Genomic DNA, 14876 nt, shown 5'->3' with positions numbered 1-14876 from the left:
AATCGTAGGGGGCAAGGCTGTGATCGCGTGTATCGGGTCCCTCTGTAGCGCGACGGGTCGAGTACGGTCGAGCGCTAGCGGGCTATTGGCTGTCAGTGCGATACCAATAACAGATGACGCGGTTAGCGCCGCATGCGTGACGTTGAAATGATGGAGATACCCTGTCGCTACTTCGGCGTTATCGTCGTGAACAATGCACGACTAGTGCGTGGTGGGAACAAATCATTGGCCCGGGAGAACGTGGCCCAGCCGGGTCGGCTGTACGGTACTGGTTTCGCCTACTGGCCCGGCGCGTGGCGGCGCGACACTGATCGACAGTGGGACAGTGATGCGTCTGCTCGAGTGTGGCGCACTCGTGAAGGTTTGCCCGGACGGGGAAGCGGTCGACACAGGCGTGGTGATTGCACACGGGGCACTCGTTGTTAACTGTTGATCATCCTGCGGTTCCTCGGATTCGGGCGCCAACTGAATCGCGGTTCCTCTTCGTTACAGAGATGAGATGACTCGTACGGGGTGATCGACACCTGAGAAGTATGCGAACTATGGGGAGTATGGCGTACGCAGAGTAAGCATGATGATCACGGTATACTCGGACTCAAGAGTGGGCTGGTTGCCGCCAGACTCGTGGGCGTACCCGCTGGTTCTACGAGAGATGGGTCCTCAGCGTTTTACACGCGTTACGTCGTCGGAAGGCTGGTGGCGACGGTAGTCTGCGATGTTTGCGGTCGGCGAGATTGCGGGGACCGATGGAGGCTTCGATCGACAGCAAAATCGTTGTTCTCTCTGTTCTAGGCGCGTCAATCTACCTAGTGGCCATGACCTCCAGACCGTCACGCAGCGGTAGGTTAGTTCTATGAAGCAGCAAGACCGAATGCATAAGCAGCTTGATGAGACACGGGTGCTGGGATCGCGGCTGCCGGAGGAAGTGTGGGTTCTCAGCGCGAGGGACTGCTTGACGGAAGAGGTTCAGCGCACCCTAAAGGACCTCTCTTTGACGGCTCGGTCGATCACTGCGCCGCAGGCGCATTTCGAACAGTTGATGTTGACTGAATCCGCAAACGGCAGGCGGACAGGAGCGGCTCTGGACGATGCGGTCGCGCAAGAAAGTGTCGAGGTTCTGAACGGGCGCGATTCCGCTAGTGGAAGCGGACTGCAAACCGAGGGAGCCAATCCCGTTTGCCGAGATTCGCAAACCCAACTATCTGAGCTTGATGGACCTCCGAGCCAGGGTGGGCAACAGCGTCGCCCCGTGAAATGTCGAGTCAATGGTAAGGAGGCGTCATGGGTCGTACCGAACGCGACCGTTTCATGCTGACGAGAGGTGATCTCTTGTCAGATTATGCCGACAGAACGCGAAAGCAGAGGGGTGTAGTCGCAGCGTGTGTGATGCGTCATGCGTCGACCCAGTACCTCGACGTTCTCGCATCACAATGTGCGGGTGTCGGAATCGCGTGGGCAGATTTGAGGGATAGCCTCGTCCGTCAAATGTCCGGTGTAAACGAGTGGGCGTCACCGCGAGATGCGCTCGCGCAGGCAGAGATAGGCAGGGTCCTTCTTCTCGACTCCGCGGACAAGTTAGATGAAGAGCTCGCTGTCTTCATGCTGGAGGATGCTGTTGCACGACTTCCGAGGGGTGGAGGTTCGAAACGATTTCGACTGCTCCTGGTGCATTATTACATTCTCCATGGGCAAAGGGCCGCTGCGCAGCGCTCAATGCGTCGCTGGAAGGATATTCGCACGCTCGAGTTTGGTTACCTGACCGGGGAGCTGTATCACCCTGTGCGCACTGGCGACCCAGTCGAGCACGAGCTCTGGCTCGACCACTTCAATGCGACTTTGCGAGCCTATGACCGGGCTCCGGTGTCGCTTATCGACGGCAACAGTGCTTTATTCGATCGTCTGACAGCAGATCGCGAAGAACACTCAACGACGCAAGACGAAGCGACGGCCCCCGGTGACGTGGTGCCCCTAGTGTCAGTAGTGGTTGCCGCGTATCGTCCCGGACGTGATGAGCTCCTGACGTCAATTCGCTCGCTAGTGGATCAGTCGGTTCAGTCGCTCGAAGTGATCGTGGTGGACGACGGATCCGGATCGCGCTGGTCGGGACTTTTTGAGGATGTACACTCGCTCGATCCATGTGTGAGGGTCTTGCAGACTCCCTCGAATCGTGGAGCATACGCAGCCCGTAACCTAGGCTTCCGCTCGGCACGCGGGAAGTACGTGACCGGCCAGGATCACGATGATTGGTCACATCCTGAACGTTTGCAAGCGCAGATCGAGTATATGGAGGCGAACCCGGACGAGTCTGGATGCCGTGTCAGAGGGATCGCCTGTGATTCAGACTTGTCACGCCTTCGACTGGGGTACCCATCTATTGTGAGGAACGCTTCGTCGTTGCTTATGCGTACCAGTGATTTTTTGGCGACGGGGGGCTTTGTTGAGATGCGCAAAGCAGCAGATACAGAGTTTGCGGAGCGACTCGGGATGTTGACGGGCTCACCGGTCATTGATCTGCCGGATCCGCTCACGATTGTGCGGATCGCAGGCAACAGTCTATCCCGCGGTGAGTTCAGGGTCGGTTGGAGTCATCCGGCTCGGAGACAGGTGAAGTCGGCGTACCGTCATTGGCATTCAAGCAGCAGAAACGTGGAACTGCCAATGTCCCCCGACGAGGAGCCAGCGTTCAGTGTACCTCGGCGGTACCGCAGTCGATTGGGGACTGATGACGGCTCGTTCGACGTCATCGTGGTCGACGACTTGCGTGGTTTCAGCGGATCAGCTGTGCATAAGGTTGCTGAGATCAAAGAGCTGATCGACGTCGGGCTGTCTGTGGCGGTCCTTCATATGGAATCTCCGCAGTGGATGACAACGACTGTTCACCCGCTCGACGCCGACGTCCAGTCTCTGATCAACGCCGGAACGGTTTCTGAGGTTCTGTACGACGACGAAGTTTCAGCTTCGTTGCTCCTGATCCGTGATCCGACGATCCTGCAGTTCATGCCGGACGCAGAGAGCAGCGTGTCAGCTGACCGTGTTCTAGTCGTCGCCGATGCCCCGCCAGCGGATCATGAAGGACGGCATATCCGATACTCAGTGAATGATTGCAACATGAATTCTGTGTCTAAATTCAATGTCCATCCTATCTGGGTCTCTCGTGGGCCTTTCGTCCGAGACTTCCTTTATAAGGCCGTCGAGAGGCATCGGATACATCCCCATGACCTTTTGCCGAGCATTGACGCATCGGAATGGGTGAATGCCCACTCGCGGCGTCGCAGGAGTGTTATCCCGGTCGTTGGTAGCACAGTTCCACGGTCAGGAAGAATTTGGCCAGAGTCCAGATCGGCTCTTATCGCCACATATCCGCTGGACGGAAGTTTGGACGTTCGTTTCCGCGGAAAGATCACGGAGGCTATGCAGCTTCTCGACCTGCCGAGCGCGCCGCCTGCGTGGATCGTGTATCCGTCTGAAGCTCTACCTGGGGCGGACTTCCTGTCGAGCCTCGATTTCTACGTGCATACGGGCGACCCTAGAGAACCGATTGATAGTTTGAGCGAGATGCTCGAAGCGATGGCGTCGGGAGTCGTCGTGATCGCGCCCCCATTATACAAGCGGATCTTTGGCGATGCGGTGCTATACGCTCGCGCAGGTGAAGTGTCGACGGTTGTGTTCACATACCACCAGGATAGTGCGCTCTACGAAGCACAACGGCGAAAGGCAAGCGCCGCTGTGGCAACTAGATTCTCAGTGAGACGATTTGGGCAACACATGAGAGCGTTTGTGCTCGATAGTCTTCCGGAAGCGAGGGGGACGCATGAGTAAGCGTACCTGGATGATTGCGGGCACCGTCGTTCTGTGCGGCGCGTTCGCTGTGGCAGCGGTGTTCGAATGGCGCATTCTCGCAGCGGCTCTGGCCGGAGCGATCTGCGCAGTGATTGCGGTCGTCGTCATTATGTCTGTTTCGGCGATCAGATCTGAAGGCGCGACTCAGCGTCGGAACCAGGCTCAGTTGCGCGCCTCGCTCTTGGAGCGAGTAGATCATTTGTCTGAGGATTTAGAGGCGGTTCAGGGTGACATTGACGCTGGCCATGGGATAGCAGACTTGCTTTCGTCCGAGCGGCGCCTTGAGCAGACTTTGTCTAGTGATATTCGCGCGCTCCAGTCACAAATTGAGCTTTTGGCAGGTTCGATTGGCGAGGTGAGCACGCGATTGCTAGCAGTGGAGGAGGCAAAGCGTGCCGGTCAGCCGGAGATCGACCGCGCACAGGTTGCGATACTTGAAGCGCTCGCCCTGGGAGTTCGACGTTCAGCCGCTTGGCGTGACGCCGACAGGACCGTGCTGGACCGGATTGCTTTCGGAATGGAAGAACTGCGGGGCGGTCTCAACATCGACGATTCGACTGCGGGTTCAGAGACTCCCGCCCCTCTGGTACGAGGAAACGACGGTGCGAGGATACAGGAATTACTCGATTCGATGGCGTCGGAACTGACCAAAGCGATGTACGTGGAGACACAGCAGACGGAGGCGCTTCTGCAATTGCTGCCCAAAATCTCCCCGCGATGGCTGCTTCCGCCGTTGGGGCGTTGGGCACTTGATGCACGCTCGATGCTTCATCTCGCTCAGGTCTTCGAGGACAAGAGACCGTCCCGGGTACTTGAGTTGGGCAGCGGCACTTCGAGTGTGTGGTTAGGGTATCTCGCGGAGAGTCTTGGTGCGCAGATAGTCTCGGTTGAGCATGACGAAGAATTCGCGGACCGAACTGATGAGTTGCTGGGACTCCACGGACTTAACGACGTCGTTACAGTCAAACGAGCTCCGTTGGAGCCGCTGAGGCTGGGAGATGTGGACTACAACTGGTACGCCGCTGGTGCGCTCAGCGATGTGGAGGATGTAGACCTTGTTCTCGTTGACGGCCCGGTAGGATCGACGAATCGATGGGCTCGATATCCGGCGGTACCGATGCTATGGAGTGCTTTGGCCCGTGACGTCGTGGTGGTCCTTGATGATTCAACACGGCCGGACGAAGCGGATGCGTTGGACGCATGGACCGCCGAGTATCCATTGATGCGGGTGCAGTCGGGTCTTAGCCGGCTGGCAGTGCTTCGGCGAACAAGTGGGCAGTTTAATCGGGGGTGAACAACTGATCCAATGGCGGAACGGCCGGAATGCAGGCAAGCGAAACGTTGCCGCACGTAACGTCACCCAGTCGGGCTCTGTCTGCCGTAGTAGCGGGCGAGACAGCATTGGCTGTTCTGAAGCGAATCGTCAATCAAGCGGTGGAAACGGTGTCACACACCAGATGCCTATAATTGCCCGGGCGCGACATGATGTCGGGTAGCACTTCGGTTGAAGCCTTCGCGAGCCCGTAGAACAGGCGTCAGATCAAGCACATGAGTCGGGGCCCATAGATCGTGCCGATCTTAGTTGTTCTCGTACTCATCGCCGTTGCGGCTGTCGAGGGTTGGTCCAAAGCATCGTGGCGGTCGTTCGACCTTGGTGTAGTTCAACTGCAGGACGAGGCGTCTTTCCCGGTGAGCAACCGGTTGTTGAGCAAGGAGATCAGACGAACATTCTCTTGCTGGGATCTGACTCACGCACTGTGAACGTGGATTACGCCGGTAGTGCTGGGGCACAGGCTCCGACAGCAACACGGTCATTGACATCAGCGGTGCGAAGGATTCGGTGCGGTCAGGGTGAAGAAGAGTATCGATTCGTTTGCTCAACGAGAGAACACCCGCATGCGTGGCGAATGGTGTGGAAGTAGTGGAAGTATCGGCGCAATCGAGCGGTGCGTCGTGAGCAGATCTTGAATCGGCAGCGCAACTGCGAGTTGAGCATTATCGAGGGCGCGACGCTGGCGAAGAAGGCCCGGTTCGCCAAGCCAAGGTCACAGAGAATGAAGACAAGGAGTAGGATGAAGCCTCCTACAAACAAGCAATGAAACTTTCTTGCCACTAGGGCCAATTCACTAGTGTTCTCGCCAACATCGCACGGTTCATGCATGAAGCGACTGGTGTGTCGTTAATCGTTAAAGTAGATCATCACGACGTTGCGTCCACTGCGGTAGTGCACGGATCGTGTGGGCCGGTAGGACATCACGTTCCATCGCGAGGTCACTGGGGCGGCAAGGGAAATAGTGGCTGAGCTACTGGGCACTAAAATTGTGGAACTCCGGCTTGAGCCGGAGGCACAGTTTTCGAGCGGTCCCTTACGACTAAGGGCTCAGCGATCTTGCTCAAGTGATCCGAGCGTGGCTGGATCATCCTCGGAGGAACTGGCATCTGACTGTTCATTAACTCGAATTTGGTGTGAGCGGCTGTCACTGACACCGGGATTGCTCTTTCTGATTATCGGTGCCGTTATGCTCGCCAGAGCGCGATCTCCGGAGCTCATTGAGCAGCACTTCTGTTGCTTGGTCCAGGGCAGTCTCGTTCCGGACCGTGTTGGCCGAGATGGTCCTGAGTAGCTGCTCGAAATGTGCCTGAGGCACAGTCAACGACCGTGAGGCGAGCTGGAGATCTTCAATCGCTCTGCGTGCGTCTAACGAAAGAGCGACCTGACCCTCAGAACTGTCAATAATCTTCTGACTTTTGACGACTGAGTGCAGCTCGAGTTGTGACTGCTGCATCGTCGCCTGACGATTTGCGATTCCACTCAGCCGCTGAAGGGCGGTCTGGATTGACTTCAACAAGATATAGGTTGCCACCACTAAAGCAACGAGCAACCCGATCGTTCCCGCAACTACGGCCCATCCCGAACCCCATAACAGCATTACTGCGATCGTGATCGCAGCAACGAACACCACGACGCCGCCCAGCAGCACACGTACGTTTCTCATTGACAACCTATCTCTCGTAGAACCATCGAGGAATGTCCATTCCTGCGGTATACGCTCCGAATCTGTGTGCAGAATATACCTTGATCAACTCGAATACCCGTCGCTCGACGTAATCGCGATACGGGGCACTCATTTTCAGTGATCGCCAGGAGCTTTCAGGGATGACTGTTTCATACATGAATCCCGCGGCACTAAGTTCGGACGGCTTCATCGCAGAGACGAGAAAGATTGGTTTCACGTACGGATGGTGCAGCTGGAGCCGTGCAAATACATCGACCAACTCACCGATCTGGTGGTCGTCCAACGTCGTCGCATCGACGACAATTCGAAGCGCTGTTCTGACTGCGTTGGGAGGAAGGTAAATCCCCGAGGGCATTCTTTCCACTGCCGTGGTATGACCCCCGCGGTGGTTTGCTGGCATTACTGCGCCTCCGCCCCGTCAGTATAGACGTGCGTCGTATCTGACATTGACCCGGCAACGGGGGGCGGTTCGTCCACGTTCCGCTGCTCAGTGCGGCCGCTAGCAGAGACTGAAGACTGCATCGTCTCGGGGTTGCTTTCTCCTTGGAACATTTCGTCGTTATTAATCGAGCGGAGTTCCCCTGTGGCAAATGTTGCAGCCTGAAGCAGAGATTCAAGGGACTCCGGGTTCGAGTTATCAGCAATGATTTCAATTGCAGCAGCCGCGGTATTCGCTCCGTTGACTGGCGACGCCTCCAGTGCGGCAGCACGCATTCTGCTGCTCTGCTGCGGATCCAAGACGGCTTTCAACGCCTCCTCGAATTCGAGGCTGTCGATTTGTTGCGCTGATCTGCCAAAACCCGCAATCGGAGCAAACGATGCGCGGCGGTTCTGATCATCGAGCGTATGCGTAGCACGCGCGACGAACACAGATGGGATCCCAAGATGCACGAGCTCATGGTAGGAGTTGTATCCGGCGGTAGATATTGCAGCGTCGAATGCGCGCGCGTATAGCGCAACAGGGTAGACAGGCTTCATAACGACCCCATCTATCTGCCCGAGCTCGGCCGAATGAAGGGCATGTCTTGGTGCGAAAATGGTGAGATTTTCGTCTTCGCCAGCGTACTTCAGCAGAAGCGTCTTGATACGGAGGATCATCGACACCAGGTCGGAGGTGGAATCTGCGGAGAGGTTCAAGAGCACAACAGTGCCTGTTTCGGGTAGGCCCAAGGCGGCGCGCGCCTCCGCCTGAGGTATGAGTTCGTCTCTCTGCACCAAAGAGACGGGAGGAACATATACCGTGCCTTGTGATTGGCGAGTGGTGAAGCCCATGTCGATTGCGGCAGCTAGATCCATCGGTTCGATCACATAATGAAACGAATCAGCCATGCGCAGTCCGGCAGGCTTCCGATGCTGACGCCAAAGTCCTCGCCTGGACCAGACGAATCGAATGGCGGGATATTCTTGTTTCAGGAGGCGAAGGATCTCCGGAGGATTCACATGATCGACGATTACGACCGCAGGATTCAGGCGATCAAGCATCATCGTCATTCGAAGATAGAAGATCTCCTCCCAATCGGGTTTTTGCTTTGCCGGAAACCCCATCTTCTTCGCGGAAGGGAAGTACTCGACCGGAAATCCCTGCTCAAAGACGAGGTGGTAAGCCTCCGACATAGTCAAGAAATAGGGTTGAAAAGCCGGCGAGAGTCGTTTTGCATATGCCATCAACCGACTCACATGGCCCAGACCATGGCCGTTGTCGGTGTAGAAGAGCACAGTGGTCTTGCCGGAGTCCGTCAGTGAGATGTCCCGCAGCACCGGTACCGAAGGTGCTGCGGGGATGACTGTGCCGCGTGGTGGTCCGATGAGACTACGGATGCGTTCGATGTGCGACCGGTGACTAAACCGTTCCTCAAGCAGATTCCTTGCTTCGTCGCGTCTCTCTTTGAGATAAGACGGTGATTCCGCGAGACGGCCGGCGATATCGGCGACCTCGCGTGGCTCCGCGTATATCGCTGCCTCATAGAATATGGCTTCGAAATAGTGGGGGAGTATGGCAATTGCACCGGTGGCAACAGCTTCTAAGACGGCCCGACCGAAAGCTTCTTTGAGGAGCGGATGGTGAAAGTACGGATAGATGTCCACTTCGCGAAGGAAGTCCTTCGGACTCATTGCGCCGAAGGGCAGCACGTTCCAGTTGTCGGGCAGTGCGCCGAGAATTCCGGTTGGAGTTCGCGCTCCGCCCATGATTGAAACCTCAAAGCCCGGATCTGACGGGTACGCGCTGAGTAATTCGGCCTCGTCGGATGGCCATTTTCCAGGCGCATCTCTTGAATGTCGTCCGAGGCGGATGGGTCGCTTCAGAGTTTGCGGTCGGTCTATCCACCAGTCACTCGTGTTAATGACGTTTGACCAGGTGTGAGCAGACAGATTCAGCTTGGGATAGGAGCGAAGCATGTTCTGGCGGACGACGGTTGAAAGTGGAATCCAAGTCCATTGGTGCCCAAATAACTCTGCTGCACGGTTCTCAACCTCGATTGGGTCGTAGAGCATCCCCGATACTTCGCGGCTCGTGTTGAAGGCATTAGCCACGAGCAGCCAATGTCGAGCACGGAGGCGGGGTTTGAAGGGCTGTGCCACTTCAAACATCGAAGGACCCCGAGCAATGACGAGATTGGCCTCAGTATCCTGATCGGGGCGAATCATCGTGAGCTGTCCGGATTCGATCAGTGCTTGGAGACTGCTGTCGATTGGACGTCCGCCGCCGCGGGCGGGTCCACTCAGTGACAGCAGGCCAGTTGTATACCCGGCCGCTGCTTGCGCAGTGATTTCCTGAGCAAGGGACTTGTTGCCTCCGCCCACAAGTCGGGAGTCCGTTACGACGACGACGTCGAAGAATTGGGGAGAAGTCATGCGTTTGTCTCCGAAGATTGCACGGTTCTGTCAAATCGCTGATTCACCGGGCCGGGACGCGTAGACAGCTCGGTGGCCAGTAGTTCAGACATCGTGAGGCCCAATGCGGTCGGCGGTGAGAGTCCATCTCGAGCGCGAAATCGTCGATGAAAGCGCTTCTGCCGCCTCTGCCGCGCCCGAAGCTTCTTGGACTGCAGCGAGTTGCTCTCGCACCTGGTTCAGTCGATTCGGCCCGGCCAGCTCTAAGACGGCGTTTCTCAGCTCACTGTCATCTCTGGCTGAAAGTGCCCAGCCTTTAGCACTAGCGCCGAGAGCACGGGCAGCCTGATCATCAGTCACAGCCGCCTCGTTGGGAACGAACACGCTCGGAATGCCGAGCGAGATGGATTCCTGGACTGAGTTGTAACCCGCGGCAGACACGACGAACTCAAATGCATGGGCATACTGTGCAACTGGGTACACAGAGACTTCTGGCGACGAACTGGGCGCGGATCCGCCAGGGGCCGACAGCGGTGACTTCACTGTCACTAGTTTCCACGGTGCGCCAAGCTCTTCAACAGTTTCGCGAAGCAGGGTGAGAACGTCCACGAAATCCCCTAAGATCCCGCCGCCCAAATTGGCCAGAATGTACTTGCCAGAGTGTTCCAGACCCAGTTTGTCCAGAGCTTCTTCACGACTGAACAACTGTTCGCGTCGGACAAGAGTGATGGGACCGACGCGCACAGCGGGGACATTGTCTCCGACTTCCACGTGTTCTTGCACAGCAAAATCGCCAGGCAGGAATACTTCGTCGGCCACAGAACCAGCATCATGCCGTTGAATAGATCGCCGATCGACTTCGGTTCGCCAATTCCCTCGTTGCACCCAAACCAATGGAATTCCCAGGGCTCTGCACGCTTCAGTGAGCCCGTGGTATACCCAAGTTCCGTCGAACACCACGATGCTCGGCATGCGGTCTCGAACCAGATCGGTGAAGTAATGAGTGAACTTGCGATTCCACTGGGGCGTTGGAATCTCGGCGGCGTCCGCTGACGGAAAGTAGTGGACAACATACCCGCTGTTACCAATTGTACGGTAGGCCTTCGACATCGTAAGAAATTCTGCGCGCATACCGTCATCCAGATTCTTAGCAATCGCTAATAGCCGGGACAGATGCCCCAGGCCCGCCCCGTTGCTCGTGACAAATAGAACCTCGAGGCTCGGGGTCATGGTAGAAAGACCGCTGATTCTTGTATGAGTGGCCAAATCCGCGATACGAGACTCTATCCGTTTAAGGGACTGCTGCATATGATATTCGTGCTTTGACTCTTTGGCGCGCTCGTTCTCAATCGCCTGTTCCAAACGGCGCGTTCGCTCGAGCTCTCGATCTTCATGAGTACGCAACGCAGTTCGAAGTCGTTGGAGTTCGGTCTGCAGCGGCCACAGTTTAACTGCGCTTATCGACACCAAACACCAGCCCAAGACTGCGGTGAGCGCGCCAACGGCGGAAAGCACCGAGTCCGCCTGGACGAAAAGAAATGGCACACCCCCCAATGCCACCAGGATGATACCCAGTAAGACAACGAGTATGCCCTTGCGATATTTCTTCATTGGCCACCGCCGAACTGTGGGTCACGGTTCGGCTTTCGAGAAGCTCCACCCGCGACGGGACTGAAATCTTGGTGTGTCACAAGCGAATTGCTGGAGCTGCTGCCACACCACGCGTATCAAGCATCAGGCGCGCTGTTGATGCGATTCTGTCGAGGTCATAGGCGTCGTGAGCCTGCAGTACCACGATGGCGTCAGCCTCCTCTACGGCCCTGTCGAGGTCGTCCTCGCGGATGAGGTCACCGGTCGCGAGCTTCCAAGAGTCGACCAGCGGATCGTGGAAACGAACCTGAACGCCCTTCTCCTGCAAGATCTCGGCGACCGGGATTGCCGGAGACTCGCGCTGGTCTGCGATGTCGGCCTTATATGTCACTCCTAACAGTAGAACTGACGAGCCGTTCAGTGGCTTCCGGTGCTCATTCAGCATTTCAGAGACGCGATCCACCACGTACTTAGGCATCGAGTTGTTAATTTCTTGCGCCAACTCCACGAAGCGGAACGGGTACCCGAGTTGATTTCTCACCTCATAGGAAAGGTAGTTCGGATCGATCGGAATGCAATGACCCCCGACGCCCGGACCTGGTGTGAACTTCATAAATCCGAAAGGTTTGGTCGAGGCACCACGGATCACTTCCCAGATGTCGATGTTCAGTTCTTTGCAGAACTTGGTCATTTCGTTGACCAATGCGATGTTCACATGGCGAAAAGTATTCTCCAGGAGTTTCGCTGTTTCAGCCTCGCGCATACCCTTCATCGCGATTGGTTCGTCGACGAAAGTGCGATAGAAAGCAACGGCAGCTTGCGTCGAAGCATCGTTGATGCCGCCCATCAGTTTTGGTGTGTTCTTGATACCAAACTTCTTGGAGCCCGGGTCGACACGTTCCGGTGAATAAGCAAGCTGGAAGTCTTCACCAGCGACCAGTCCGGAGTTCAACTCCAGAATAGGTCTGACCAAGTCATCCGTGGTGCCGGGATAGGTGGTCGATTCCAAAATCACCGTCGTTCCCGCTGCTAAGTTATCCCCGATGGTGCGGCTCGCACCTTTGACTGCACCGAGGTCGGGACTTCCGCCGTCAGCAAGCGGGGTCGGAACACAGATCACAACCACCTCGGAACCGGTGATCACTGAGGGGTCTGTGGTCGCTGAGTACCCAGAAGCGAGCATTTCCTGGATTTCTGCGTCGACAAGATCGTCAACGTGTGAGTGACCGTTGTTCAGACTGTTGACCAGGGACTCCGTCACGTCAAGGCCGTGTACTTTCCATCCAGTTCGCGACGCCGCTTGGGCGAGAGGAAGGCCGACGTAACCTTGCCCGACGATGGTGACTGTCTGTTGAGCCATGCTTCAACTCCAATTCGGATTGAGGAAAGACAATTTTTTAAGCTTGAACGTTGTCTTAGTATGCGGTGTTCGTGATTGCTGGGTAAAAATTTGGACTGCGGTCGTACTTGATCGTTAGGTTAGGATACGAAGCTTTCGAAAGCGCCGAAACAGGGGGTGAACTGATGAGACCCTCTGTTTGCGATGTCATTTCGATTCAGGTGCCAGTGAGTGGCGTGCGGGGGACGCTCATTCGCGGGGTAGCTGAGACTCGTTAGTCCTCTGAGATCGAATCGCCGACGTTCGAGTCTACCCGCGTAGTGACTTTGTGCCGTCAGGGATGTCGAGGGCACGGTCGGCTCGATGCGTAGCAACGACACGAGCGTCTGCACAGACCTTACTGCCAATCCCATCCTCCATGCGGCTTACCGTTCAACTCACGCCCATATTACCCGGACTGGTGGGTTGGCTGAGATGGCTGCTTGGGGGGTCGGCTGTACCCACCTGACACGTGGGAGTGGTTACGCTTATAACCAATGGTAGTGTTGCCCTACCTCGACAGTGGTTAGCCTCGGGATTTCATGATTAGTGTGGGCCAGATGCCGGACCGATAAGAGAAAAGTGCTCCTGACCAGGGATGATGGTGTTTGCGAAGACAACATCAGTCCACTGAAAAGGAGCACTCTCAGAGTGAAGCCTACCCGCCCCTACCCTTGCCTGCACATCGATACCGCGCCCAGCAACGCCGTCGGGCAAGCCGGAGGAATGCTGCTGACCGAAACCGTGCACACCAGCAGCCTCGGCCACCACCTGAAGCAAGCCCTGGCGGGATGGAAGAAGCCCTTCGCCACCCACGACCCGGCCAAGATCCTCACCGACGTCGCAATCACCTTGGCTCTCGGCGGCGATGCCCTGTCCGATAGTTCCGTCCTCCGCGACGAACCCGACCTCTACGGGCCGGTGGCATCGAACCCGACGATCACACGCCTCATCCGCACTCTCGCCGCTAACGCCGACGACGCGGTGGCTGCGATCAACACTGCTCGGGCAGCCGCCCGTGCCCGCGTGTGGGGACTCTCCGGGGCTCAGGCACCGAACCATGACAGTGATGCCCAGACTCCGCTGATCGTTGATATCGATGCCACCCTGGTCACTGCCCATAGTGAGAAAGAAGACGCGCGGCCCACCTACAAGAAAGGGTTCGGGTTCCACCCCTTGCTGGCGTTCATCGACCACGGACGGCCAGGTTGCGGCGAACCCGTCGCCGGGCTGCTGCGGCCAGGCAATGCCGGGTCGAATACCGCCGCCGATCACATCCGGCTGGTCAAGGATGTTCTCGCCGGTCTGCCCGGCGCAAAAGCGCGTCCGGGCAAGTCGGTGCTCATCCGTACCGATACCGCCGGCGGCACCCATGCTTTCCTGAACTTCCTCACCAGGAGACGGCTGTCGTACTCGGTTGGGTGGATGTTGCCTGCGACGATGCCTGACCTCTACCACCAGCTGACGAAACTCGACGCATGGGAGTCGGCCTATGACACCGACGGTCAACCTCGTGAAGGAGCCGACGTCGCCGAACTCACCGGCGTCGTCGACCTCGACGACTGGCCAGACGGGATGCGAGTCATCGTCCGCCGGGAGCGCCCCCACCCGGGCGCGCAGCTGCGGTTTGACGATGTCGACGGGTACCGGCTGACCGCGGTCGCGACGAACACGAAAGGCAGCCGACTCGCCGATCTCGAAGTCCGACACCGATCTCGGGCCAGAGGTGAGGATCGGATCCGGATCGCCAAAGACACTGGGCTGCAGAATTTCCCGCTCAAGGGCTTCGACCAGAACCGGATCTGGTTGGCCATCGTCGCCCTCGCGGGTGATCTGCAGGCCTGGAGTGGTTTGTTAGCGTTCGCCGATGACGAGATACGCCGGTGGGAGCCGAAGCGACTGCGCATGCACATCTACACCGCGCCGGCCACGATCGCCAGGACCGCCCGCCGGATTGTGGTGCATATGAAGAACACCGCCCGGTTCGCTCAAGACATCGTCGCCGGCCTGAACCGACTGCGTGCCTTGCCAGGACCCGCGCCGGGATAATCGTCCTGGTGCCCGTGTTCGTTCGAGTAGAGGAAAACAGCTGAGGTGGAAACTCCGCCGAACCGTGGCGAGACACGGTCACCGCGTCCTACCCGAATGGCAAAATCAGGAACGAATGCGCTCCATAGCGGGAGAATCATGGGCGTGAGCCACACCGTGAAAAATCGAGG

At 57.3% G+C, this 14876-nt stretch carries 7 protein-coding genes; 3 read left to right on the top strand and 4 right to left on the bottom strand.

Features of this window, described 5'->3' with window-relative positions; genetic code table 11:
- The first annotated feature begins 1281 nt into the window (after positions 1-1281).
- The gene (locus FHG09_RS00035) at positions 1282-3819 is read left to right on the top strand and encodes a glycosyltransferase family 2 protein (RefSeq protein ID WP_152345670.1); all 2538 of its coding nucleotides are present in this window, start codon (positions 1282-1284) and stop codon (positions 3817-3819) included.
- Positions 3812-5134, top strand: a complete 1323-nt coding sequence (locus FHG09_RS00030) for a class I SAM-dependent methyltransferase (RefSeq protein WP_152345669.1) — start codon at positions 3812-3814, stop codon at positions 5132-5134. Before FHG09_RS00035 ends, FHG09_RS00030 begins: the two co-directional genes overlap by 8 nt.
- A 1183-nt stretch (positions 5135-6317) precedes the next feature.
- Here FHG09_RS00030 and FHG09_RS00025 read toward each other — a convergent pair.
- The 4 genes from FHG09_RS00025 to FHG09_RS00010 all read right to left on the bottom strand — a co-directional run bounded on the left by FHG09_RS00025 (position 6318) and on the right by FHG09_RS00010 (position 12639).
- Positions 6318-6836 carry a hypothetical protein gene (locus tag FHG09_RS00025; RefSeq protein ID WP_152345668.1) on the bottom strand — a complete coding sequence of 173 codons (519 nt, stop codon included), beginning with the start codon at positions 6834-6836 and terminating at the stop codon, positions 6318-6320.
- Positions 6837-7256: 420 nt separating this feature from the next.
- Positions 7257-9710 (bottom strand): hypothetical protein, encoded by a 2454-nt coding sequence (locus tag FHG09_RS00020; protein WP_152345667.1) that lies wholly within the window; start codon positions 9708-9710, stop codon positions 7257-7259.
- Between the two features lie 84 nt (positions 9711-9794).
- Entirely contained in the window at positions 9795-11300 is a 1506-nt protein-coding gene (locus tag FHG09_RS00015; RefSeq protein WP_152345666.1) for a glycosyltransferase, read from the bottom strand.
- A 76-nt stretch (positions 11301-11376) separates the two neighbouring features.
- Positions 11377-12639: a nucleotide sugar dehydrogenase gene (locus tag FHG09_RS00010; RefSeq protein WP_152345665.1), complete on the bottom strand. Its 1263-nt coding sequence runs from the start codon at positions 12637-12639 to the stop codon at positions 11377-11379.
- Positions 12640-13308: 669 nt separating this feature from the next.
- On the opposite strand from FHG09_RS00010, the gene FHG09_RS00005 reads away from it, so the two are divergent.
- A complete protein-coding gene (locus tag FHG09_RS00005) occupies positions 13309-14706 on the top strand; it encodes an IS1380 family transposase (protein ID WP_152345664.1) in 1398 nt (465 codons plus the stop codon).
- Positions 14707-14876: the final 170 nt, after the last annotated feature.

Origin of the sequence: Brevibacterium sp. CFH 10365, from assembly GCF_009299785.1 — a bacterium.
GTDB classification, from domain to species: Bacteria; Actinomycetota; Actinomycetes; order Actinomycetales; family Brevibacteriaceae; genus Brevibacterium; species Brevibacterium limosum.
The sequence above is the reverse complement of the archived record's forward strand: the minus strand, read 5'-3'. Positions and strand labels throughout refer to the sequence as shown.

Coding starts and splice junctions, on each gene's coding strand:
- FHG09_RS00035 (WP_152345670.1), top strand. CDS start 1,282: ATGGGTCGTACCGAACGCGACCGTTTCATGCTGACGAGAGGTGATCTC.
- FHG09_RS00030 (WP_152345669.1), top strand. CDS start 3,812: ATGAGTAAGCGTACCTGGATGATTGCGGGCACCGTCGTTCTGTGCGGC.
- FHG09_RS00025 (WP_152345668.1), bottom strand. CDS start 6,836: ATGAGAAACGTACGTGTGCTGCTGGGCGGCGTCGTGGTGTTCGTTGCT.
- FHG09_RS00020 (WP_152345667.1), bottom strand. CDS start 9,710: ATGACTTCTCCCCAATTCTTCGACGTCGTCGTCGTAACGGACTCCCGA.
- FHG09_RS00015 (WP_152345666.1), bottom strand. CDS start 11,300: ATGAAGAAATATCGCAAGGGCATACTCGTTGTCTTACTGGGTATCATC.
- FHG09_RS00010 (WP_152345665.1), bottom strand. CDS start 12,639: ATGGCTCAACAGACAGTCACCATCGTCGGGCAAGGTTACGTCGGCCTT.